General features: G+C 62.7%; 17 protein-coding genes, 1 tRNA gene and 1 pseudogene. 16 read left to right on the top strand and 3 right to left on the bottom strand.

From position 1 onward, the window contains the following. Positions 1 to 189: 189 nt before the first annotated feature. Positions 190 to 1,326 (bottom strand): hypothetical protein, encoded by a 1,137-nt coding sequence (locus tag Q7S20_04525; GenBank protein MDO8501089.1) that lies wholly within the window; start codon positions 1,324 to 1,326, stop codon positions 190 to 192. Between the two features lie 65 nt (positions 1,327 to 1,391). On the opposite strand from Q7S20_04525, the gene mfd reads away from it, so the two are divergent. The 4 genes from mfd to Q7S20_04505 are packed head-to-tail and all read left to right on the top strand — an operon-like array spanning position 1,392 to position 8,536. Next, positions 1,392 to 4,718: a transcription-repair coupling factor gene (gene mfd, locus Q7S20_04520; GenBank protein ID MDO8501088.1), complete on the top strand. Its 3,327-nt coding sequence runs from the start codon at positions 1,392 to 1,394 to the stop codon at positions 4,716 to 4,718. 34 nt (positions 4,719 to 4,752) lie between these two features. Then, entirely contained in the window at positions 4,753 to 6,183 is a 1,431-nt protein-coding gene (locus Q7S20_04515; GenBank protein MDO8501087.1) for a peptidylprolyl isomerase, read from the top strand. Positions 6,184 to 6,218: 35 nt separating this feature from the next. Next, positions 6,219 to 7,550 carry a peptidylprolyl isomerase gene (locus tag Q7S20_04510; GenBank protein ID MDO8501086.1) on the top strand — a complete coding sequence of 444 codons (1,332 nt, stop codon included), beginning with the start codon at positions 6,219 to 6,221 and terminating at the stop codon, positions 7,548 to 7,550. A 2-nt stretch (positions 7,551 to 7,552) separates the two neighbouring features. Next, positions 7,553 to 8,536, top strand: coding sequence for a 4-hydroxythreonine-4-phosphate dehydrogenase PdxA (locus tag Q7S20_04505; GenBank protein MDO8501085.1), 984 nt, complete (start codon positions 7,553 to 7,555; stop codon positions 8,534 to 8,536). A 7-nt stretch (positions 8,537 to 8,543) separates the two neighbouring features. Here Q7S20_04505 and Q7S20_04500 read toward each other — a convergent pair. Next, positions 8,544 to 9,791: pseudogene (locus Q7S20_04500) on the bottom strand (hemolysin family protein). A gap of 64 nt (positions 9,792 to 9,855) precedes the next feature. Between Q7S20_04500 and Q7S20_04495 the strand changes: the two are divergent. From Q7S20_04495 to Q7S20_04455, 9 genes are all read left to right on the top strand, one after another. Next, complete coding sequence (locus tag Q7S20_04495) at positions 9,856 to 10,818, top strand: cation diffusion facilitator family transporter (protein MDO8501084.1); 963 nt, start codon at positions 9,856 to 9,858, stop codon at positions 10,816 to 10,818. A 250-nt stretch (positions 10,819 to 11,068) separates the two neighbouring features. Next, positions 11,069 to 11,287: a hypothetical protein gene (locus tag Q7S20_04490; protein MDO8501083.1), complete on the top strand. Its 219-nt coding sequence runs from the start codon at positions 11,069 to 11,071 to the stop codon at positions 11,285 to 11,287. A gap of 70 nt (positions 11,288 to 11,357) precedes the next feature. After that, entirely contained in the window at positions 11,358 to 13,205 is a 1,848-nt protein-coding gene (gene typA / locus Q7S20_04485) for a translational GTPase TypA (protein MDO8501082.1), read from the top strand. Between the two features lie 19 nt (positions 13,206 to 13,224). Beyond that, positions 13,225 to 13,587: a hypothetical protein gene (locus Q7S20_04480; GenBank protein ID MDO8501081.1), complete on the top strand. Its 363-nt coding sequence runs from the start codon at positions 13,225 to 13,227 to the stop codon at positions 13,585 to 13,587. Between the two features lie 72 nt (positions 13,588 to 13,659). Further along, entirely contained in the window at positions 13,660 to 14,226 is a 567-nt protein-coding gene (locus Q7S20_04475) for a hypothetical protein (protein ID MDO8501080.1), read from the top strand. Positions 14,227 to 14,326: 100 nt separating this feature from the next. Next, positions 14,327 to 14,400, top strand: a tRNA-Ile gene (locus Q7S20_04470). Between the two features lie 844 nt (positions 14,401 to 15,244). After that, a complete protein-coding gene (locus Q7S20_04465) occupies positions 15,245 to 15,739 on the top strand; it encodes a DUF4142 domain-containing protein (protein MDO8501079.1) in 495 nt (164 codons plus the stop codon). A gap of 4 nt (positions 15,740 to 15,743) precedes the next feature. Next, the gene (locus tag Q7S20_04460; protein ID MDO8501078.1) at positions 15,744 to 16,409 is read left to right on the top strand and encodes an HAD family hydrolase; all 666 of its coding nucleotides are present in this window, start codon (positions 15,744 to 15,746) and stop codon (positions 16,407 to 16,409) included. Between the two features lie 175 nt (positions 16,410 to 16,584). Continuing rightward, a complete protein-coding gene (locus Q7S20_04455) occupies positions 16,585 to 17,082 on the top strand; it encodes a CBS domain-containing protein (GenBank protein MDO8501077.1) in 498 nt (165 codons plus the stop codon). A 379-nt stretch (positions 17,083 to 17,461) separates the two neighbouring features. On the opposite strand, the gene Q7S20_04450 is transcribed toward Q7S20_04455, so the two are convergent. Continuing rightward, on the bottom strand, positions 17,462 to 17,647 hold the full coding sequence (locus Q7S20_04450; protein MDO8501076.1) for a CsbD family protein: 186 nt from the start codon (positions 17,645 to 17,647) through the stop codon (positions 17,462 to 17,464). 322 nt (positions 17,648 to 17,969) lie between these two features. Here Q7S20_04450 and Q7S20_04445 point away from each other — a divergent pair, with 322 nt between their 5' ends. The 3 genes from Q7S20_04445 to Q7S20_04435 all read left to right on the top strand — a co-directional run bounded on the left by Q7S20_04445 (position 17,970) and on the right by Q7S20_04435 (position 21,478). Continuing rightward, a complete protein-coding gene (locus tag Q7S20_04445) occupies positions 17,970 to 18,227 on the top strand; it encodes a hypothetical protein (protein ID MDO8501075.1) in 258 nt (85 codons plus the stop codon). Between the two features lie 281 nt (positions 18,228 to 18,508). Continuing rightward, positions 18,509 to 19,453 carry an NAD(P)H-binding protein gene (locus tag Q7S20_04440; protein ID MDO8501074.1) on the top strand — a complete coding sequence of 315 codons (945 nt, stop codon included), beginning with the start codon at positions 18,509 to 18,511 and terminating at the stop codon, positions 19,451 to 19,453. Positions 19,454 to 20,428: 975 nt separating this feature from the next. Next, positions 20,429 to 21,478, top strand: coding sequence for a sensor histidine kinase (locus tag Q7S20_04435; protein ID MDO8501073.1), 1,050 nt, complete (start codon positions 20,429 to 20,431; stop codon positions 21,476 to 21,478). Positions 21,479 to 21,588: the final 110 nt, after the last annotated feature.

The raw sequence follows: 21,588 nt of genomic DNA, 5'->3' as shown, positions 1-21,588 counted from the left end.
CGCACGCACACCTCCGCGCGCATCAGCTCAATTGCCGACATTCTCGTCCGCTCCACCGGCTCAACCCTCACAAAGGATCAAGCCGATAGGGGACATTTCTATCTTGGCATCAAGGGGACATTATCTCTTTGGTTCAACACTCGCCCCCGACGCCGCGCCCCGTGCGCGCGTCGGGGAAAGCCTGCCCGCCTACTGCTTCGAGGGTGCCTGGTCAGAATCCTTCTTGACGGGCCGCTGCTCGATCCGGACGGGCTCGGCGCGCTGTACCGGCTGCGGAGGGGGCTCGTTACGGACCTCGACTCTCGCCGGCGTCTGCGGTTGTGCGCGGGGCGGCTCTGGCCGCGGCTCTGCACGCTGCGGCTCTGCGCGAGGCGCCTCGTTGCGCGGCTCCGACGATCGGGCGCGCATCTCCACGCGCGGCGAAGCGTCGCGCACCATCCGCTCCCTGCGATCCGCGGCCGCGGCCTCGCGCCGGTCGTTCGCGAGGAACCGTCCTTCGACCGGCTGCTTCTCGAGCGGGACGTACGGCACCATCGGATCGGGAACCAGCGGCTTGACGCGCGGCTCCCTCGGCGCCCTCGGCGCGCTCGGCGTGCTCGGCGAAGGCGTGCGCGGCGGGACGTAGATCACCTGGCCGTAGTACCCGAAGTTGTAGCCCTGGCAGTAAGACGTGTAGCGCAAGCCGAAAGCGGTCACGCACGCATCATAATAGTCGTTGTACGTGGACCATCCGTACCGGGTCGCGTAACGGCTTCGAATGCCCCGCGCCTGGACCTCATAGGACGCGTAGTCGACTGAGTGCTCCGACCTGTCGCTGAGCGTGCGGTCCACGAACCGGCGGATGATCTCGAATGGGTCGCCGTAGCGTCCGCTGCTCGCCAGACGCGCGATGCTCCATTCTCCGCCGCTCGTGAAGTAGCTGTAGTCGAACCTGTCGTACGAGGCGAGGGCGAAGACGAACCCGATCCCTGTGGACTCATACAGATTGAACGTCGGATCGCCGCTGTAGGGGACGCGGTTGTTGACCATCTGGCCGATGACATACGGTCGCTGGCTGGACGGCCGCCGCGGATAGAGGACGCGCAGCTCGCCGTCGCTGGTCACGCGGACGATGGTGACGTACGCACCAGGCTCGGTCGAGAAATACGGGCGGATGCGCGCCCCGTAGTCATACGACGCCTGGTCGAGCCAGACGTCCACCGGCGGGGCCCACGCGGACTCTTCACCGGGCGAGAAGACCCTGGGAGAGACCGTCTGCCCTGACGACACGACGCTTCCGCCCGCCAGCAGTACGACCGATGCGATGATCTTGACCGATTTCATCATGGCCTCCCGTGGCCTCGCCCGGAGTACGCTACCATGGGGCTTACAAGTAGGATAACTTGCGCGCAGTGTCACTGCCAGCACTTCTCGAAGCAATCCAGGCGGTACCCGAGTTCGGGCGACTTGCCTTGGCACTTCCTCCCGCAAATTACCGGATACACGCGACCGGCCTCCCGGGTTCCAGCGACGCCGTCGCTGTCGCGGCGCTCGCGCACGCCAGTCCCGGCAGATTTTTCGTCGTGATCGCCGATAGCGTCAGCGGCGCCGAGCGATGGCTCGCCGATCTTGAGTCGCTCGGAGATGCAGGCTTCGTCGCGTTCTATCCGCCACGCGAAGGATTCGGCGAAGCCGAGCCTCACGCCGAAGTGGCCGGCGAGCGCGTCGAGACGCTCGAGCGGATCGGGCGCGGCGACGTGCGCGTGCTGCTTACCACCGCGCGCGCGCTTCTCGAGAAGACGCAGCTCCCGCGCGCTCTCGCCAGCACGCGTGTCGAGCTGCGAAAGGGCGACACTCGCCGTCCCGAAGAGCTCGCGTTCCACCTCGAGTCCATCGGGTTCGAGCGAGTGCCGATGGTGGACGACGTCGCGCAGTTCAGCGCGCGCGGCGGCATCTTCGACATCTACAGCTTCGGCATGGCTGAGCCGGTCCGCCTGGAATTCTGGGGCGACGAGATCGCGGAGCTTCGCCACTTCGACCTCATCAGCCAGCGCTCCACGCGCGACGCGGAGCTCGCTCTCATTCTGCCTGTTGACGGCCAGCTCGGCGGCGCCGTCGAGGGGACGGAGCGGGTTTCCATCACCACACTGTTCGCGCGCGACACCATCGTCGTCATTCCGGGCGACAGCCGCGTCGGTCCCGAGCTGCGCCGCACGTGGGACGAAGCGCAGCACCACATTGATCTGGCGCGGCGCCGGGGAGAAGACACGCCAGGGCGCGCCGAGCTGTACGAGACGCCGGAGGCTGCGCTGGCGGCGCTCTCCGCGCTCGGCATCATCGAGGTATTCGCCGGCCCGGCGGTGGATTCGCATACCGAATTCGCCTCGCCCGAGATGCCGGCGATGACGTTCGACTTCCCGCTCGTCGAGCCCGAGCCGATTCACCGCGACATGAAGCGGCTCCGCGAGGTCGTGTCCGATGGAGTGCCGACGGTCATCCTCTGTGATAACTCCGGCCAGGCCGAGCGCCTCGAAGAGCTGCTCGGGGAGGGTGGCCCGGCGCGCGCCGCGCTGGCGATCGGCGTGCTGCACGGCGGTTTCATCATTCCGCCGTGGGGGCTCTCGACGGAGGGCCTTCGCGTCCTCACCGATCACGAGATCTTCCGGCGCGAGCGCCGCATCCGTCGCCCACGTCGCTACACGACGGGGACTTCCATCGAATCGCTCACCGCGCTCACTCCCGGCGATTACGTTGCGCATCTCGAGCACGGAGTGGGGATCTATCGCGGCATCGAGAAGGTCTTCGTCCGCGAGAGCACGGTAGAAGTGGCGGTCATCGAGTACGAGGGCGGGTCGCGCCTCAACGTTCCGCTCTATCGCATTGATCAGGTCGAGCGGTTTCGCTCCGCCTCCGACATCTCCGCCGACAACCCTCCGCCCCGCCTCCACACGCTCGGCGGAAAGCGTTGGGGACAGCAACGCGACCGCACCCGCGCCGCCATCCAGGAGATGACGGTCGAGCTTCTCGATCTCTACGCGCGACGACGGGTGGCGACGCGTCCGCCGCACGTTCCCGATACGCCGTGGCAGATGCAGCTCGAGTCGTCGTTTCTCTTCGAGGACACGCCGGATCAGCGCACCGCCACCGCCGATGTGAAGGGTGACATGGAGAAGGCGAGACCGATGGATCGGCTCCTCGTCGGCGACGTCGGGTATGGCAAGACAGAGATCGCCGTGCGCGCCGCGTTCAAGGCGGTGCAGTCGGGCCGTCAGGTAGCCGTGCTCGTCCCAACGACGATTCTCGCCGAGCAGCACGCGCGCACGTTCGGCGATCGCCTCGCCGATTTCCCGGTCGAAATCCGGACGCTCAGCCGCTTCGCGACGCCGAAACAACAGTCCAAAACGATCGCCGATCTCGCGAGCGGCAAGATAGACATCGTCATCGGCACGCATCGGCTGCTCAGCCGCGACGTGAAGTTCCGCAACCTCGGGGTCATCGTCGTTGACGAGGAGCATCGCTTTGGCGTGAAGCACAAGGAGCGGCTGAAGCATCTCAAGATGGACACCGACGTGCTCACGCTCACCGCCACGCCGATCCCCCGCACGCTGCATCTGTCGCTGGCCGGGCTTCGCGACATGACGCTGATGCAGACGCCGCCGCGTGATCGCTCGCCTGTGCTGACGTTCGTCGAGCCGTGGGACGACGGCCTCATCGAGGAGGGAATCTCGCGCGAGCTTGACCGGGGCGGGCAGGTGTTCTTCGTCCACAATCGCGTCGAGACCATCGATTCGATCGCTGCTCGCGTCCAGCGCCTGGTGCCGCGCGCGCGCATCGGCGTCGGACACGGCCAGATGCGCGAGCGCGACCTCGAGGAAGTGATGCGCCGGTTCGTGAATGGCGAGGTCGACGTCCTCGTCTCCACCATGATCGTCGAATCAGGACTCGACGTTCCCAACGCCAATACGATGTTCGTTGACCGGGCCGACCACTTCGGCCTCGCCCAGCTCTACCAGCTGCGGGGACGCGTCGGCCGGTCGCACCGGCGCGCCAACTGCTACCTCCTCGTGAGCGACGGCGACATAGATGAGGATGCCAACCGGCGGCTCAAGATTCTTGAGCACCACACCGAGCTGGGCGCGGGCTATCGCATCGCGCTCAAGGATCTGGAGCTTCGCGGCGCCGGCAACCTCCTCGGCCCCGAGCAGTCCGGATTCGTCACGGCGGTGGGGTTCGACATGTACCTCCGCATGCTCGACGAGACGGTGAAGCGCGTGATGCGCGGCGACACCGCGCCGCGGCTCCAGCCCGCCAACGTGACGGTGGATCTGCCGTCCTATCTCCCCGACGACTACGTCATCAGCCAGGACGCCAAGCTCGACATCTATCGCCGGCTGACGCACATGGTGGAGACGCCCGAGATAGAGGCACTGAGAGCCGAGGTTCGCGACCGGTTCGGGCGGCTCCCGGCGCCGGCGGAAACCTTTTTCGCGGTGGCGATGCTCAGAGTGCTCGGCGGCGCCGCTCAGATCGAGTCAATGCTGCTGCGTGGCAACGAGGCACGTATTACTTTTCGGGAGCACGCCGTGCCCCGGATGAAGGGGATCTCGGCGGCTTTTCACGATGTACAGTTCCAGGCGGAAGTGCGGCGCACACATCCGCTGTCTCTGAAATTGACCCGGCTCGGCGGAGCGGAGCTGCTCGGCGGCCTTGTCCGCGCTCTCGCGACGCTGCGTACCTGAGCTCTCGCTCGGGTTTACACTGACTCACTCAAACATGAAAAAAATCGTCATTGCAGCCGTTGGCGCGGCTCTCGTGTTCACTGGCTGTGATTCGCTTCGCGATGCGATGTCCGCTCATGTAGACGTCGTCGCCAAGGCCGCCGATCAGGAGCTCACGATCAACCGGCTCGCCAACCTCATGGGCAAATCGAAGGCGCCCCTGCGGAAGGATGTCGCCACCGCGATCACCGATGCGTGGGTCAACTATCAGCTCGTGGGCGAGGCAGCGGTCAACAACGATTCGCTCAAGGACAACAAGAAGATCGACGAGGCGATGTGGGCCATCATCGCCAACGTGAAGGCGAAGAAGTGGTACGACCTCGTGTCGAAGACGTGGAAGGCGCCCGACAGCGCGTCCGCCGAGGCGAGCTACAACAGCAACAGCATGCTTGCCGCGAGCCACATCCTGCTGCTGACGCAGGACACCACGCCAGCCGCAAAGGCCGCGGTCAAGAAGAAGATTGACGCCATCCGCGCTCAGGTGACGTCGGCGAACTTCGCCGATATGGCTCGCAAGAACAGCCAGGACCCGCAGTCTGCCGTTCAGGGCGGATCGCTCGGCGTCTTCCCGCGTGGCGCGATGGTGAAGGAGTTCGACGAAGCGGCAGCGGCACTCAAGCCCGGCGAGATCTCGCCCGTCATCCAGACGCAGTACGGCTATCACATCATCCGCCGCCCGACGTTCGCCGAGATCAAGGACCGCTTCCTCCAAACCATGCAGCAGGGTGGCATGCAGGCAGCCGAGAGCACGTATCTCGCCGGCCTCGAGACGTCGTCCAGGCTGGAAGCGAAACCCGGAACCGCCGCGACGGTCCGCGCAGTCGTGGAGAATCCGAACGGACATCGCAGCGACAACACTGTCCTCGCGACTTCCACCATCGGCAAGTTCACCGCCGCCGATCTCTCCCGCTGGATGGAGACCTTCCCCCCGCAGGCCGGGGTCGCCGAGCGCGTGAAGTCGGCGCCCGACTCGATGCTGCCCGTGTTCGTCAAGAACTTCGTGCGCAATGAGCTCGTGCTGCACGCCGCCGACAGCGCCAAGCTCGGACCGGATGCGGCGCAGCTCGCCGAAGTCAGGAAGCTCTTCACGACGTCGGTCACCAATGCATGGACCGCGCTCGATCTCGATCCGGTCAAGCTCGCCACCGCGGCGAAGTCCACCGGCGACCGTGCCAGGCTCGCCGCGCAGCGCGTCGAGGAGTACATCAACAAGCTGCTCGCTCAGCAGGCGCAGTACGTGGACGTTACGCAGCCCGTGCAGAACGTCCTTCGCGACAAGTACGACTACACCATCAATTCCGGGACAATTGATCAGGTCCTGCTCGAGGCCGCGAAGGTCCGGCTGGCGACCGATTCGACCGCAAGGACAGGGCAACCGGCCTCGGTGGTTCCGGTGCCGAACAAGGACACAGCGAAGAAAAAGTGACGAACCACGGCCGCGGCTGAGGGGTATCAGAAAGAATGCGTAAAGGATTACTGCTTTCGATCGTTGCGGCTCTGCCCGTTGCACTGGCGGCGCAGGCGCCATCGCCCGGCCGTGGCGCGTCCGCTCCGCTGCCCGCTTCCATTCCGGTGGACCGCGTGGTCGCCGTAGTCGGCAATCAGGTGATTCTGTGGAGCGACGTGATGAACTCCATCAACCAGCAGCGCGCGTCCGGGCTTCAGCTGCCGCCCGATTCGGCGGGACAGGCCGCGCTCGCCAGAGAGGCGCTCAACGCGCTGGTGGATGAAGAGATCCTCGTCCAGAAGGCGCACCTGCTCAAGATTGACGTCACACCGGACGAGGTAAACCGGAGCGTGGACGATCAGGCCAAGCGCGTTCGCGGCCAGTTCCAGACCGAGGACGAGTATAAGGCGGAGCTGAAGAGCGCCGGGTTCGGCACTCCTGAAGAGTACCGCCGTACACTGTACGAGCAGTTCTATCGCCGTGCGCTGCAGCAGCGCGCTTTCGAGGAGCTGCGCAAGACCGCGGTGGCTCGCAACGTGAGCGACGCCGAGATCCAGGAGGCGTTCGAGAAGAACAAGGCGAGTCTCCAGGCGGCGCCCGCGACGGTGACCTTCCGTCAGGTCGTCGTCGCTCCGAAGCCGTCGGCAGAAGCGAAGAACCAAGCGAAGGCGAAAGCCGATTCGCTGCTCGTCGAGATAAGGAAGGGCGGTGACTTCGAGCAGATCGCCAAGCGTGAGTCAATGGATCCGGCGTCGAAGCCTCAGGGCGGCGATCTCGGCTGGAACAGGCGCGGGGCGATGGTGCCGCAGTTCGAGCGCGTGATGTTCTCGCTGAGCCCGGGGCAGATCAGTCCGGTCGTCGAGACGGTGTTCGGATACCACATCATCCGCGTGGACCGCGTGCAGGCCGCCGAGGTGAAGGCACGTCACATCCTCATCAGTCCGGTGATCGATTCCGCCGACATCGCCGCCGCGCGCAGTGAAGCGGAGACCGTTGCCGCGCAGCTTCGCGCCGGCGCGGCATTCGATTCGATCATCGCGAAGCACCACGATCCGGCGGAAGAAAAAGGAATTCTCCAGCCCTTCGTCCGTGACTCGCTGCCAGTTTCGTATTCCGCAGCCATCGCGGGGAAAAAGGCGGGCGACGTCGCCGGACCGTTCGAGCTCGCCAGTCCGCGCGGTGGCTCGAAGTGGGCCGTCGTTCAGCTCGTCACGGTGAACGAAGCGGGGGAGTACGACGAGGCCGAGGTGAAGGAGCGCATCCGTTCGCAACTCGTCGCCGAGCGCGCGACACGGACGCTGCTCGACCAGCTTCGCCGGCAGACCTACGTCGCGCTTCGATTGTAGCGGTGAATCCACGCATCGCCGTAACCACCGGCGACCCCCGCGGAATCGGGCCGGAGATTATCGTCAAGGCGCTCGCAGACTCAAGGGTTGGCGGGCGCTCTGACTTGGTGCTCGTCGGTCCAACCGGAATCGGCGTGGACGTGGACGAAAGCATTGGCGAATGGCCTGGCTCCGGAGACGCCGCGCTCGCTGGCCGCTTGAGCGGCCTCGCAATCGAAAGAGCGGTCGAGCTCGCGATGAGCGGGAAAGTGCAGGGCATCGTCACCGCGCCGATCGACAAATCTGCCCTGCTCGCGGGTGGATTCGATTATCCCGGTCATACTGAGATGCTCGCCGAGCTTACGGGGTCGCGTGTGGCGATGATGCTTGCCTCGGTGCGCGGCACGCGAGGCGAAGGATCGAACCCGCTTCGTGTCGTGCTCGCGACGACGCATCTGCCGCTCAGGGACGTCGTTCCCGCGTTGAGCGAAGACCTCATTGCCGGGATTGCGGACATCACGCGGTCGTCGTTGCGCGCCTGGTTCGGTATCGCCGAGCCGCGAATCGCGCTGTGTGCGGTGAATCCGCACGCCGGCGACGGAGGACGGTTCGGCAGGGAAGACGATGAGATTCTCGCTCCTGCGGCCCGCCGCGCGGGAATCGAAGGTCCATTTCCCGCGGATACCGTATTCGTGCGGGCAATGCGAGGCGCATTCGACGCCGTCATCGCTCCGTATCACGACGTCGGAATGACGGCGATAAAGGTCGCGTCGTTCGGAGAGGCGGTGAACATCACGCTTGGGCTGCCCTTTCCGCGCACCTCACCCGATCATGGTACGGCGGCGGACATTGCCGGCCGCAACCTCGCCGACCCGTCGAGTTTTATTGAGGCGCTGCTTCTATGCCGGCGGCTTGCGGCTCTCGCTCTGCCGCGCGACGGTCGCCGGCCGAATGAAGGTCCACCGCCAGAGTATCAATCTTCCGGCCCTCCATCGCCTTCACCGTAAAGATCGCGCCGCCGGCGATCACCCTGTCGCCCGGCTGCGGAACACGGCCAAGAATCCCGAACACGAACCCGCCGATAGTCGTCGCATCCTCGTCGGGCACATCGAGTCCGAAGTGGTCGTTCAGCTCGCCGATATTCGTGCTGCCCGCCACGACGGTCTCGCCGGAACGGGTGAGCACCGGCTCGTCCTGATCCTCGGGCGTATCGTACTCGTCGAGAATCTCGCCCACGATCTCCTCCAGCAGATCCTCCATCGTGATGAGGCCCGCGGTGCCTCCGTATTCATCGAGGACGATGGCCATGTGCTCCTTCAGGCGCTTGAAATCGGCGAGCACGTCTTCCACCTCGCGCGATCCCGGAATCACATGGACCGGACGGAGCAGCTTGCGGACGCTGAACTGCTCGACCGCCGCGCTGCCCGGCGCGCCCTCACCCGGAATGAGCACCCTCAGCAGGTCCTTCGACAACACCAGCCCGATGATGTCGTCAATCGATTCCTCGTACACCGGATAACGCGAGAACCCGCTGTCCTCGACGATCTTCAGTACGTCGGAGAGCGTCGCGTCCACGTCGAACGCGATGATCTCGGTGCGCGGCGTCATCACCGCGCGCGCGTTCTTCTCGGAGAACTCGAAGACCGCATCTATCATGTCTGCGTCCGCCGCCAGCAGGGCACCCCCTTCCTGGGACTGCTCCACCAGAAGCCGCAGCTCCTCGGGCGAGTGCACTGTCTCATTCGATCCGGCGCTCGGCTGCCCGAGTATTCGAAGCAGGCCGTTGGCGGACCGGTGGAGAACCCAGATGAAGGGGCTCATGATCCACGCGAAAGCAAGCAGCGGCGGAGCGAGATACTTGGCGATCCGCTCGGGCGAGTTGAGCGCGGCCGCCTTGGGGGTGAGCTCACCCAGAACGACGTGCAGGTACGTTAGAACCGTGTACGCTATGATTGCCGCGAGAGTGATCCGCAGGGACAGGTCCACCGCCACCGGCAGACTGGCGAACAGCGATTCGAAGATGTGGGCAAGCGTCGCTTCGGCGATCCAGCCCAGCCCGAGGCTTGCCAGCGTGACTCCAAGCTGGCTGGCGGAGAGAACCAGGGAGATATTTGAGCTTGCCCGGAGAGCGATCCGCGCGAGCTTGTCGCCACTGCGAACCATCGCTTCCAGGCGGGTGCGCCTCGACCTCACCAGGGAGAACTCGGCCGCGACGAAAAACCCGTTCAGCAGGACGAGCGCAAATATGGCCAGCAATCGCATTGTCACCGTTGGAAAATATCACAATCAGGCCATCCCGTGGCCGGATCCGGGGTAGAAACGCCTGGTGAATAACCACTCCAGCGCGGGCGGCCATTCGCACGGCCATGCCCACGACCAAGCTCCCGGCCACGCCCACGGCGGCGGGCCCCACAGCCGCGCGGCGCACGCGTCGGTCCGGAGCCTTCGGCTGGCGCTGGGGCTCACCGCGGTGCTCCTCGTGGTCGAGGTGGCCGGCGGGATCCTGTCGAACTCCATCGCCCTGCTCGCCGACGCCGGGCACATGCTTACCGACGTCGCCGCGCTGGCGCTGTCGCTGTTCGTGGCCTGGTTCAGCCGGCAACCCGGTACGGCGCAGAAGAGCTACGGATACCTGCGATGGGAGATTCTGGCCGCTTTTCTGAACGGCGCAGCTCTGCTCCTCATATCGGCGGCGATCGTGATCGAGTCGGTGGTGCGGTTTCGCGACCCCGAGCCGATCGCCGGAGGGTTGATGCTCGTCGTTGCCGCCGCCGGCCTCCTCGTGAACGTGATCTCCGCAGTGGTGCTGCACCCCGCCTCGCAGTCGAGCATGAACGTTCGCGGGGCCTATCTCCACGTCCTCGGCGATCTCCTCGCGTCGGTGGGGACCGTGATGGCGGCAATTCTCGTCCACTATACCGGATGGCTCCAGGCCGACCCGATCGCCTCGATTCTGACCACCGCGCTGATCATCCGCGGTGCGTGGGGGCTGGTCAGGGAATCGGTGGATATCCTGCTCGAAGGGGCGCCGGCGCACATTGATCTCGTTGCGGTGCGGACCCAACTGGAGGCCATTCCGGGGATCGAGTCGGTGCACGACCTCCACGTCTGGTCGGTGACGCCAAGAATGGTGGCAATGAGCGCTCATGCGATCGTGCGTGATCCGACCGCCCAGCAGCACGTTCTCGAGCACGTCCACGATGCGATGGGACTTTTCGGAATCAGTCATGTGACCGTCCAGCTCGAGCGGAGCGAAATGGCCGAGAGGGAAGCCCACCTCCACGCGTGATTTCCTGGCGTCTCGCTCGTCTATAGGAGGATATGCCAAGAATAGACCCGCTCCTCACAGCAATGGTCGCCAATCACGCGGACGCTGTGCGTCTGAGCGACGGGGACATCGCGCACATCATCAAGGGTGGCGCGTAGCATCCTCTCACGAGGCAGCCGCTTGGCGACGGGCAGCTTCTTCTTCTGCTGCGCGAGATGGCGCCGGCGGAGGCCGCATTGCGGCGCGCGAGATCCTGCTGTCGGTGCCAGCGGTGGCGAACCTCATCCGCGAAGGGAAGGCGTTCCAGATTCCGTCGGTGATGCAAACGTCGCGCAGGCTCGGCATGATCCAGCTCGGCGACGTGCTGATTGATCTGGTGGACCAGGGCCTCGTGGCGCCGCAGGAGGCGTACATGAAGTCCACCGACAAGGCGAGCTTCATGGCGATGCTCAAGAATCGAGGCCACGAGACCACCTTCGTCTCGGCATAGCTCTTCCCCGTCTCCGGACTGCATTTACCGGACTGCATTTGCCCCCCGGAACCGGGTAGCTTTGAATGCTATGCAAAAACCGCAGGACATACGGAATATCGCCATCATCGCGCACGTTGATCATGGCAAGACGACCCTCGTAGACAAGATGCTCCGGCAGGCCGGAGCTTTTCGCGACAATCAGATCGTGATCGACCGCGTCATGGACTCGAATCCTCTCGAGCGTGAGCGCGGCATCACTATTCTGGCCAAGAACACATCCATCCGCTGGCACGGCACGAAGATCAACATCATTGACACGCCGGGTCACTCGGATTTCGGCGGTGAAGTGGAGCGAACGCTGCGAATGGTCAACGGCGTGCTGCTCGTCGTGGACGCGTTCGACGGTCCGATGCCGCAGACGCGATTCGTGCTTCGTAAGGCGCTCGCGCTGGGGCGCACGCCCATCGTGGTGATCAACAAGATAGATCGTCCCGGCGCCGATCCGATGCGTGTGCACGACGAGGTGCTCGATCTCTTCATTGAGCTCGAGGCCGACGAGGCGCAGCTCGACGCGCCCGTGGTCTACGCGTCAGCGCGTGAAGGCGTGGCGACGATGGATCTCGATCAGCCGCCCAAAGATCTGACTCCGCTGTTCCAGGCGATCGTGGATCACGTTCCGCCGCCGCCGACCGATTCGGCTGGCCCGTTCCAGATGCTCATCTCCACAATTGATCATTCACCGTACCTCGGACGGCTCGGGATCGGCCGGATCGAGCGCGGTCGCGTGAAACTTGGACAGTCCGTGGCGCTCCTTCCGCTCGACACCGGAATGAAAGTGGAGCAGGCCAAGGTCACGAAGTTGTTTGGCTACGAAGGTCTCGAGCGCGTCGAGCTCGACGAGGCGACAGCGGGCGAGATAGTCGCTCTGGCGGGCCTCGAGGGCGTCGAGATCGGCCTCACCGTCGCCGACATCGAGAATCCCGAGCGCCTCGAGGGTATCTCCGTCGAGGAGCCGACGATATCCGTCGACTTCCTCGTCAACAACTCTCCCTTCGCCGGCAGGGCAGGGAAGTTCGTGACGTCGCGGCAGCTTCGTGAGCGCCTTTTCAGGGAGCTCGAGCGGAACGTTGCGCTGAGAGTGGAGGATACTGATTCCACGGACACGTGGACGGTGTCGGGCCGGGGCGAGCTGCACCTCACGATTCTTATGGAGACGATGCGGCGCGAAGGTTACGAGTTTCAGGTTTCGCGCCCGCGCGTCATTACGAGGGAAGGGCCGCACGGCGAGCGGCTCGAGCCGTACGAGGAGCTGGCGATAGATGTGCCCGAGGAATTCCTCGGCGCGGTGATCGAGAAGCTCGGCCCCCGCCGCGCGGAAATGATCGAGATGAAGAATCCCGGGCAGGGGATGGTACGTCTTCTTTACAGGATTCCCGCTCGCGGATTGTTCGGTTATCGGTCAGAGTTCATGACGGATACGCGCGGCACGGGAATCATGCACCACCGCTTTCTGGACTACGGGGGCTGGGCTGGGCCGCTGGCGGGACGGACTCGCGGAACGCTCGTGTCCATGGAGCCGGGTGTGATTGTTGCGTTTGCTCTCGCGAACCTGGCCGAGCGGGCGACGCTGTTCGTCACTCCGGGAGACAGGGTGTACGAGGGAATGCTGGTCGGCGAGAATTCGCGTCCGGGCGACATGGACGTGAATCCGACCAGGGAGAAGAAGCTGACCAACATGCGCAGCAAGTCGAGCGACGAGAACATTCAGCTCGAGCCGCCCAGGGAATTGACGTTGGAAGGCGCATTGGAGTATATCGAGGAGGACGAGCTGATCGAAGTGACTCCGCAGGCCATCCGTCTGCGGAAGCGCTTCCTCGCCGCGAACGACCGAAAGAAGCTGTCGCGCGAAGCGAAACGCGAGCGGGCGCTTCTCTAACCCGGAGGAAAGTGATTGTATGTTGGACACGTTCGAGTCGCCGGCTGGGGAATTCGCGGAAGCAGGCGACGCGAGGATATGGTACGCGGTAGGCGGTGGCTACGCAGCGGCTGGTCCGACGGACAGTGACGATCCGGAAGACGAGATCATAGACGACGGGGGTCTCGATGACGAAGACGATGACGACCTCGACGAGCTGGGACTCGACGACGATGATGATGATGATGACGACGAGGACGACATCGACGATGATGATGACGATGAAGACGATGATGACCTCGACGACGATCTGGACGACGACCTGATTGACCTGGACGACGAGTTCGACACGGATGTGGACGAGAAGCACAAGGGTCCGGGTCATACGAAGTTCGAGGACTGACCACAGCGGTCGAATGGACGCGAAAACGCCGCCGGAGTTACCGCCGGCGGCCTTTTCTTTAGATTGACCCCTATGAAATTCTCAATTGTGGCGGCCCTTCTCGTGGCCGTTTCGTTTCCCGCCTCGCGGCTCGCGGCGCAGGGACAGGATCAGTATGCGTGGGGTATCGCCGCCGGCGCGACGCTCGTTTCCGTCGAGGCGCGGGACAACCACACCAATGGCGCCCATGGGACGATCATGGTCGGCATCGGCGGGGTGGAGTCGCCGTTCGGGGTGCGGTTCGACGGCATGTACTCGACCCTCGGCGACCGGAAGAACACGACTACCGCAAAGGATCAGGGCGCGGCGCGCGTGTTCTCGCTTACCGGCAACGTGATCTTCAACGTGTGGGGAAGCGATGCTCGGCTGTATGGAATCGCCGGTGTCGGCGGATTCGGGTACAATCCTGATGGCCCGGGTACCACCGCCGTGAACGATTTCGGAGTGAACGCTGGTCTCGGGATCTGGATTCCGCGCGTGAACGGCTTCGTCGAGGCGCGGTGGTACAATTTCTATCGTGCGCTGCCTGATCCAGTGACAGGGTTGAAGGGAAAGAAGTCGGCACGGCTTTTCCCGATCTCGTTCGGCTTGATGTTCTGAGTGATTCGCGGGGTGTTACGCGTGTCTGGGCCGATTGACTCAACTCTCTGCGCCGGATACGTTTAGAGACTCTTCGCGAATCATTTTTCCTCCGCGAAAAGGGCCATTAGCTCAGGTGGTTAGAGCGCACGCCTGATAAGCGTGAGGTCCGAGGTTCAACTCCTCGATGGCCCATCAGTTACAACCCCTTCAAGTGCTTATCCCGTCGGTTCTTACGAGCTCGACGGGATTCTTCTGTCTGAGCGCTGTCCTTCTAGGTGTCCGTTGTAGGTGTCCGTTCACACCCCCGGCCGTTCGTTGTGTCCGTCGTTCAAGTGCTTGGTTCATTCGCTCGGCGTCAGCTCACTGAGCCCTTTTCATTCTCCTTCTGAACGGCAACGCGCGAATGAGGTGGGTGAGCTGCGCCGGGTTCCGTGGACAGGAGCAGGAGCGGAACGTCAGATTGTCATCGCGCCGTAGACCTCACGCCCGATGGGCATGAGGCGGGCTCGAGCGGCGTTTAGCCCTCCTGCTACTGGAGCAGGAGGCTTTGGCGGCAGAACCAACTGCGTCACTTACGTACGCCTCACGCTCATCGGGCGAGAAGTACACAATCGCGAGGTCAGAAATAGAGCGGTTCGTGTCTCCAACCCAGGGACCGGCCGAAGTTTGACTCGTATAGCCGCTGTTGCTCTCTCCTCTGCGTCTTTGCGCGCCCAGTAGCCTCCCCACGGAATCGGTAATCGCATCTTCCGCCAGATCTTCGCCGTCCCGATTCAATCAGATGCGTCCGTCGGCAGTTGGAGGTTCGCGCAATAGGGGAAAGAAGGCAGTGTGTACGCTTCTTGCCCTGATTCCAGACAATACGACCGATGCCGCCTCGATGACCGGAGCGGTTTTTTCTGGGCTCTTGGAAGGGGGCGGGACAATGGTGGTATAAGATGCAGAGTGGCAATGCTGGGCTGTGGCGGCTTTCGCTGTCGTCGCGTGCGGCAAAAAGGATAACAGCGCAGCGGATACAACAGCGGCATCGAGCACAATGGCGCGGGACACCTCGGCGATGGCGGCCAGCTCCGCCAACACTTCGGGCAACTGGAGCGACGCGAATATCGTTGCCCTTCTCGATGAAGCCAATATGGCGGACAGCACCGCCGGCGCTATTGCAGCCACTAAAGGCACCAGCGCGGCGGTCCGGGACTTTGGCAAGCGCATGATGCGGGACCATCACAACCTGCGCGCGCAGGGCCAAGCGCTGGCCAAGAAGCTCAAAGTCACCCCGCAAGCGCCGGCGGATGACAATTCCGTCTCCGATTCGCAGAAGAACCTAGACAACCCGAACTCAACTGCGAAGGGCAAGGACTTCGACAAGGCCTATATCGATCACGAGGTTGACTACCATAAGGCAGTCCTCGACGTGGCGACAAAAGCGATGAGCCAGGCACAAAACACGGAGCTCAAAAATCTGATCCAGAAGGCGGCCCCGGCAATTAAGGCGCATCTGGACCTGGCCGAATCGATTCAGAAGAAAAAGTAAGACATTGCTCGAAGGCGTAATCTTCGACATCGACGGCACGCTCCTAGACAGCAACGACGCGCACGCACAGTCCTGGGTGGACACATTCGCGGAAGCTGGCTACAGCGTGCCGTTCGAAGTTGTAAGACCGCTGATCGGAATGGGTGCAGACAAGCTTCTTCCGAAAACCATCGGGATCAGGCACGACAGCGAAGAGGGTAAGAAGCTGACCGAGCGGCTGTCAGAGATTTTTCGGAAGAGCTACCTTCCGCATCTCCGACCGCTCCGGGGCTCGCGGGCGCTCGTTCTCCGTGTTCGCGAGGATGGTCTCAAGGCGATCGTGGCCACGTCGGCCAAGGACGAGCAGCTGAAAGGTTTGCTCAAGGCGGCGGAGGTCGAGGACCTCATGGAGGAGAAGGCGACAGCAAGCGACGCCAAGAGATCCAAACCCGACCCGGACATCGTAGACGCCGCGATCGAGAAGAGTGACGTCTCCCCCAGGAATCTTGTCATGATCGGCGACACGCCGTACGACATCGAAGCAGCGACCTGGGCAGGAGTGCGAATCATCGCTTTCCGCTCAGGCAGCTGGGACGATGATAGTCTCAAAGGCGCTGCGGAGATCTACGACGGACCAGAGGACCTGCTGAGCCACTACGATACATCGCTGCTGGGAAGAAAGGGCGAGTGACGAGTCTCACGAGCCTGCAGCAGGTCGTCGCGCAAACCGCACAACCGATGGGGCCGCCCGGTGGAGGACCTGGAGGGCCAGGCGGACCCGGCGGACCGCCGCCGGATTCACCTACACCGAAGCAATAACCAAACCGTCCACAAAAAAGGAGCCAGCAGTGAAAGCAAAAGACATAATGACCAGAGACCCCGCCTGTTGCAGTCCCGACGATTCGGCGCGGGACGCCGCCCGGCTCATGCGCGACCGCGACTGCGGCTCCGTGCCGATCGTGGATGAGGAGTCCATGAGGGTCATCGGCATCGTGACTGACCGGGACCTCGCTGTGCGGGCAATCGCCGAGGAGAAGGATTCCGATACGAAGCTGCGCGATCTGATGACGCGAGTGGCGAAGTGCTGCGGTCCAGACGACGACCTCAAGGACGTCGAGCGGACGATGGCCGACGCGCAGGTTCGCCGCATCCCGATCGTAGATGCGCTCGGGCGCAGCGTCGGCATCGTGTCGCAGGCAGACATCGCGCTGGCGGCCGGGCGGGATAACGAGGTCACGGAGCGGGAGATAGCCTTGGTGGTCGAGCAGATCTCCGAGCCGACGCGCCGGGGAGGCGGCCTCGATCGCTTTACCGAAACGCAGAGTTCTCCGCGGCACGGCGACGGGATATCGTCCAGTACCTGAAATTGTTGGCCGCGCGTAGTAGCCCGACAGTCCTGATGCGCTCTCAAGAGCGCCGTGGCATTAGAAAGAGTCCGGCAACTCCTGGTTGCCGGACTCTTTCATTTGCGGCCCAAAAAACTCCCGGCAATTCCTGAATCAGAACCAGTCGTGCCGTGTCAAACTCGCGTGGTAGTGTTCCGACCTTTAAGGAAATGCCAGATGATTGCTACGATGGCAATGAGGAGTAGGATGTGAACTAGTCCACCGGCCACCGGGAAGACAAAGAACCCCAATGCCCAGAGAACGATTAGCACCAGCGCTATAGTGAGAAACATGGCTACTCCGTAAAGGTTGGGCTTGCAATCCTGCGTAGAACAGGCTGTTCGTGGCTCCGCGTGCCTTACACCTTACGCTCAGTCTTTCCGAAATCCTTCTGGATCTTGCCCTTGGCTTCCTCGGCCCGACCTTTCAGATGTTCGCTAGTGTCGCCGGTCGCCTTACCGACATCTCCGCGAAACTTGCCCTCGGTCTCCTTAATCTTGCCCTTCGTCTCGTTCTCGAGACCGCGCTTGTTGATGTCCGTCATATATCCCCCGACTGAGGTTGGCCGCCCAAAATAAGCGGTGTTTACTCGATCTATCAACGCAAGCGTCGGGCCTGAGGCGTCCCGCAAGGACGCTCTTCGCCGGAGCACAGGAGTAGTTGCGCCAGCCATAAAGCGAGCCGTTGCTTTCCGACGCCGCAGGTCCGTGGAGCAGCAGGCTCGACGGCAGATGCCCGGCAGCGGCGCTCCGCGCCAGCCGTTTCCGGACCGTCGAGTGTCCGTAGACCGGTATCAGGATCATGAAGGAATATGGCACAGTTCGTGACTCTTATGCATCCGATCGACTACACGCACAGGAGGCAAGATGCCAGGACGCAAAGGCGCACACGGCCCCGGAAAATTCGACCCGACCGGCCGCGGACACAGTCCGCGCGGATCGTCGGTCACCGACCAGAAGAGCAGTCCAGCCGACGAACGGGTGTACGCGGAGGACAAGACTCGCGTGGCCCAGACCGAAATGGACGACAAGGATTCGTTGATCCCGAAGACGCACGGGAATCCCGCTCTCGAGGATCTCCGCCGGAGACGCGAACAGGCCGGAGAGAACAGCACGGAGAATTGAGCGGCGCGGGCAAACGCGCAAGCGCGCTCTACGTGGCGCCTGCGCATACAGGAGGCAGAGATGGCTGAGGAGATTAATCTCATGAACGCAACAAACAAAACAGCCCTCGGCATCGGCATTCTACTCGGCTGGGCCATCTTCGCAAAAAAGTAAGTTGCCCGACTGGTGGAACGCGCTATCACACAACACAGGCCGCCCAACACCGCGTTGCAGTTGACGCGCTCCGTGCGCAACTGAACACGACCGTTGGGCCGCAATATAGGCACAGCGGAGGAGATCGTTTGGCCTCGAATGAATTGCACGTGGTAACGGGCGCCTTCGGCTATTCCGGGCGCTACATTGCTGCGCGATTGCTTGATGCCGGCCACCGCGTTCGCACGCTCACGAATTCTCCGAGCCGCCGCAATCCCTTTGGAGGTCGAGTTGAAGCCCACCCTTTCCACTTCGATCACCCTGAACGCCTCACGCGCTTGCTCGAAGGCGCTTCAGTCCTCTACAACACCTACTGGGTACGCTTCAACTATGCGGACTTCCGCTATTCGCAGGCGGTCGAGAATACCCGCATTTTGTTCACCGCGGCTCGTGCCGCGGCGGTCCCACGAGTCGTGCATGTCAGCATCACGAATCCTTCCGAGAACTCGCCCTTCGAATACTTCCGGGGAAAGGCCGTGCTCGAACGGGAACTTCGAGAGTCGGGACTCTCGTGCGCGATCCTCAGACCCGCGGTGCTGTTTGGAGGTGAGGATATCCTGATCAACAACATCGCCTGGGCTCTACGCCACCTCCCCGTATTCGGGGTGTTCGGTAATGGCGCATATCGCCTGCAACCGATCCACGTGACCGACTTTGCCGAACTCGCAGTTGCTCAGGGAGCCAAGCGCGCAACCCAAATCATCGACGCGATTGGCCCTGAGACCTTCACCTACCGCGAACTCGTGCAGGAAATCGCTCACGCAATCGGAGTCCGACGTCCCATCATATCTGTGGCTCCCCGCATCGGATATCTCACGGCTTGGCTTCTTGGTAAGGCTCTGGGTGATGTCGTAATCACCTGGGACGAGATCGAGGGTCTGATGCAAGGTCTTCTAGCGACCGAATCGCCCCCGGTCGGGCGAGTCAAGCTCTCAGTTTGGGCGCGCGAGCAAGCCGAGGGACTCGGCAAGCGGTACGCGAGTGAGCTCAGGAGGCGGAGAGATCGGGAAGTGGAGTACGCGAATGCGCGATAGCCACGATGGGCTAGGCGCTTCGGCCCAACACGCCGATGCCGCCGCCGCGCTTCGGTCCGCTACGCGTCCCTCCAGCGTTCCCTCGGCTCGCAGAAGGCGCATGCCTCGGCGCGGCTGATCGCCAGTCCCGTTAGGTGGACAAGCACTACTGTCAGACTGCAGTCGGGTCGCGATTGTGCTTTCGTCATCTAAATCGCCGTGTCGATTAGCCTGCCGCGGAGTCCGTGTTTTGCCGCCGTCCGCCTTCCCAGCCGCGCAGAACAACCCACGATTCCACTTGCTGTTGGCGCTCGGCAGAGTGGCCAACGCGTTGTCCTTAGCGCGGCGAAGCCATCCTGACGCAAGCTCTTTTGAGACAGGCTTCGATGAATCGTTCGGCGAAGGACTACGCGGGCAGCTGGCGTTTTGGATCGCTCGGCTACTTTGTGTATATGTCAACTGTAACGATTCCGGGAGGCTCGGACGAGGCAGGACACAAACGGTATGGCGATTGCGGACTTGAGAGAGCTGAACCGCAACTTCAGGAAGCACTGATTTCGCGCAGGACAGAGACGCGTCTGGGCGCGATTCTCTTCGATCATCTCGTAGAGAAATCCGGTATCCGTGGTTTTCTTCGACACAGTAGGGAACAGGGACCGATCCCGCCGCGATGCAAACAAGAAGCAGGAGGACGGCCTTCAATGCCGCTATGTGAATTTCCCGATTCGTTCGGCCGGGATAGGCAGGCGTGGGACACGTATCCCCAAGGAGCCCGCATCCAATCGACTACTATGATATTCAAACAAGAAGTAGCCGTTATCGGACACGCGTGACCATAGACCTCTTTCACGGCCGAATACTGGTCCCGACATTACTCTGAAACCTGGGCCGTCAGTCGCGCCCAAACTTCACGGCACTGTATCTCTCGACCCAACTCGGCTTTCGCGCGATGCCGGGAGAATCACAGAAGACATTGTGGCGTGGAGCCGGAGGGTGATGCGACTATCAGATTTCATCGTGGCGAACCGCGAGCTAATCCTGGCAGAGTGGGAAGCATTCGCGCGGACATGCGCGCCAGCCAGCGGCTCGATGGACATGGTGGCACTGCGCAATCATGCCAATGAGATGCTCACGGTGATCGCCGCGGATCTCAAAACCCCGCAGGACAGCCATCAGCAGTCTGAAAAATCGAAGGGGAATGCACCGGCCGTCGATAGCAATGAGAAGACGGCGGCCGAAAAACACGGGGCAGAACGGGCTGAAAGGGGTTTTTCCACCGATCAGATGGTTTCCGAATACCGCGCCCTGCGTGCGAGTGTGATCCGACTCTGGACGAAAGCGCAAGGAGAGATCACACCCACCGACCTCGACGATCTGACGCGATTCAACGAAGCCATCGACCAATCCCTAGCCGAATCAATTTCCCGGTACACGCAGGGCTTGGATCAATCGAAGGAAATGTTCCTCGCCATCCTGAGTCATGATCTTCGGACGCCCCTCGGGGCGGTCATGATGTCGGCGGAGTTCATGCTCGAGACGAAAGAGCTGAAAGAGCCCCACTTAACGCTCACGTCGCAAATCGCCAGCAGTTCCGCCCGCATGAACCAGATGGTCGGCGCTCTGCTGGACTTCACCCGGAGCCGTCTCGGGGGAGGCATCCCGATCGTTCGTGCCGACATGAACATGGGTAAGGCAGTGCACGATGTCGTCGACGAGATCGCCGCGGCGCATCCGGATCGAACGATCAAAATCGACGCGCGCGGTGCCTTGCAGGGCGAATGGGATGGCGCGCGAATAAGCCAGGTTTTGACCAATCTGATCGGCAATGCGCTGGAGCATGGCTCCGATCAGACAATCGTCACGGTCGACGTCCAAGGGGATGACAAGCAAATCACGATCGCGATACACAACCGCGGCCCTGTTATTCCCACAGACCAGCTGAATGGGATCTTTAACCCGATGAAACGCCAGGAGACGACGGGAAACGCAGCCGACGGATCGTCCGCTAACCTGGGTCTAGTACCTACTTCCATAAATAAGCGATAGGTTGTACATTGTCGTCCATGGGTTGGAGACTCCAATTGGAGGCATCACCATGGGAGCCACTGCAATCGAGTTGACGGACGATGAGCGCCGGACGCTGGAGGGTTGGACAC

The sequence above is a fragment of the Gemmatimonadaceae bacterium genome, from assembly GCA_030647905.1.
GTDB lineage: Bacteria > Gemmatimonadota > Gemmatimonadetes > Gemmatimonadales > Gemmatimonadaceae > UBA4720.
Note: the sequence above shows the minus strand (reverse complement) of the source record. Positions and strands in the feature narration are given on the sequence as shown.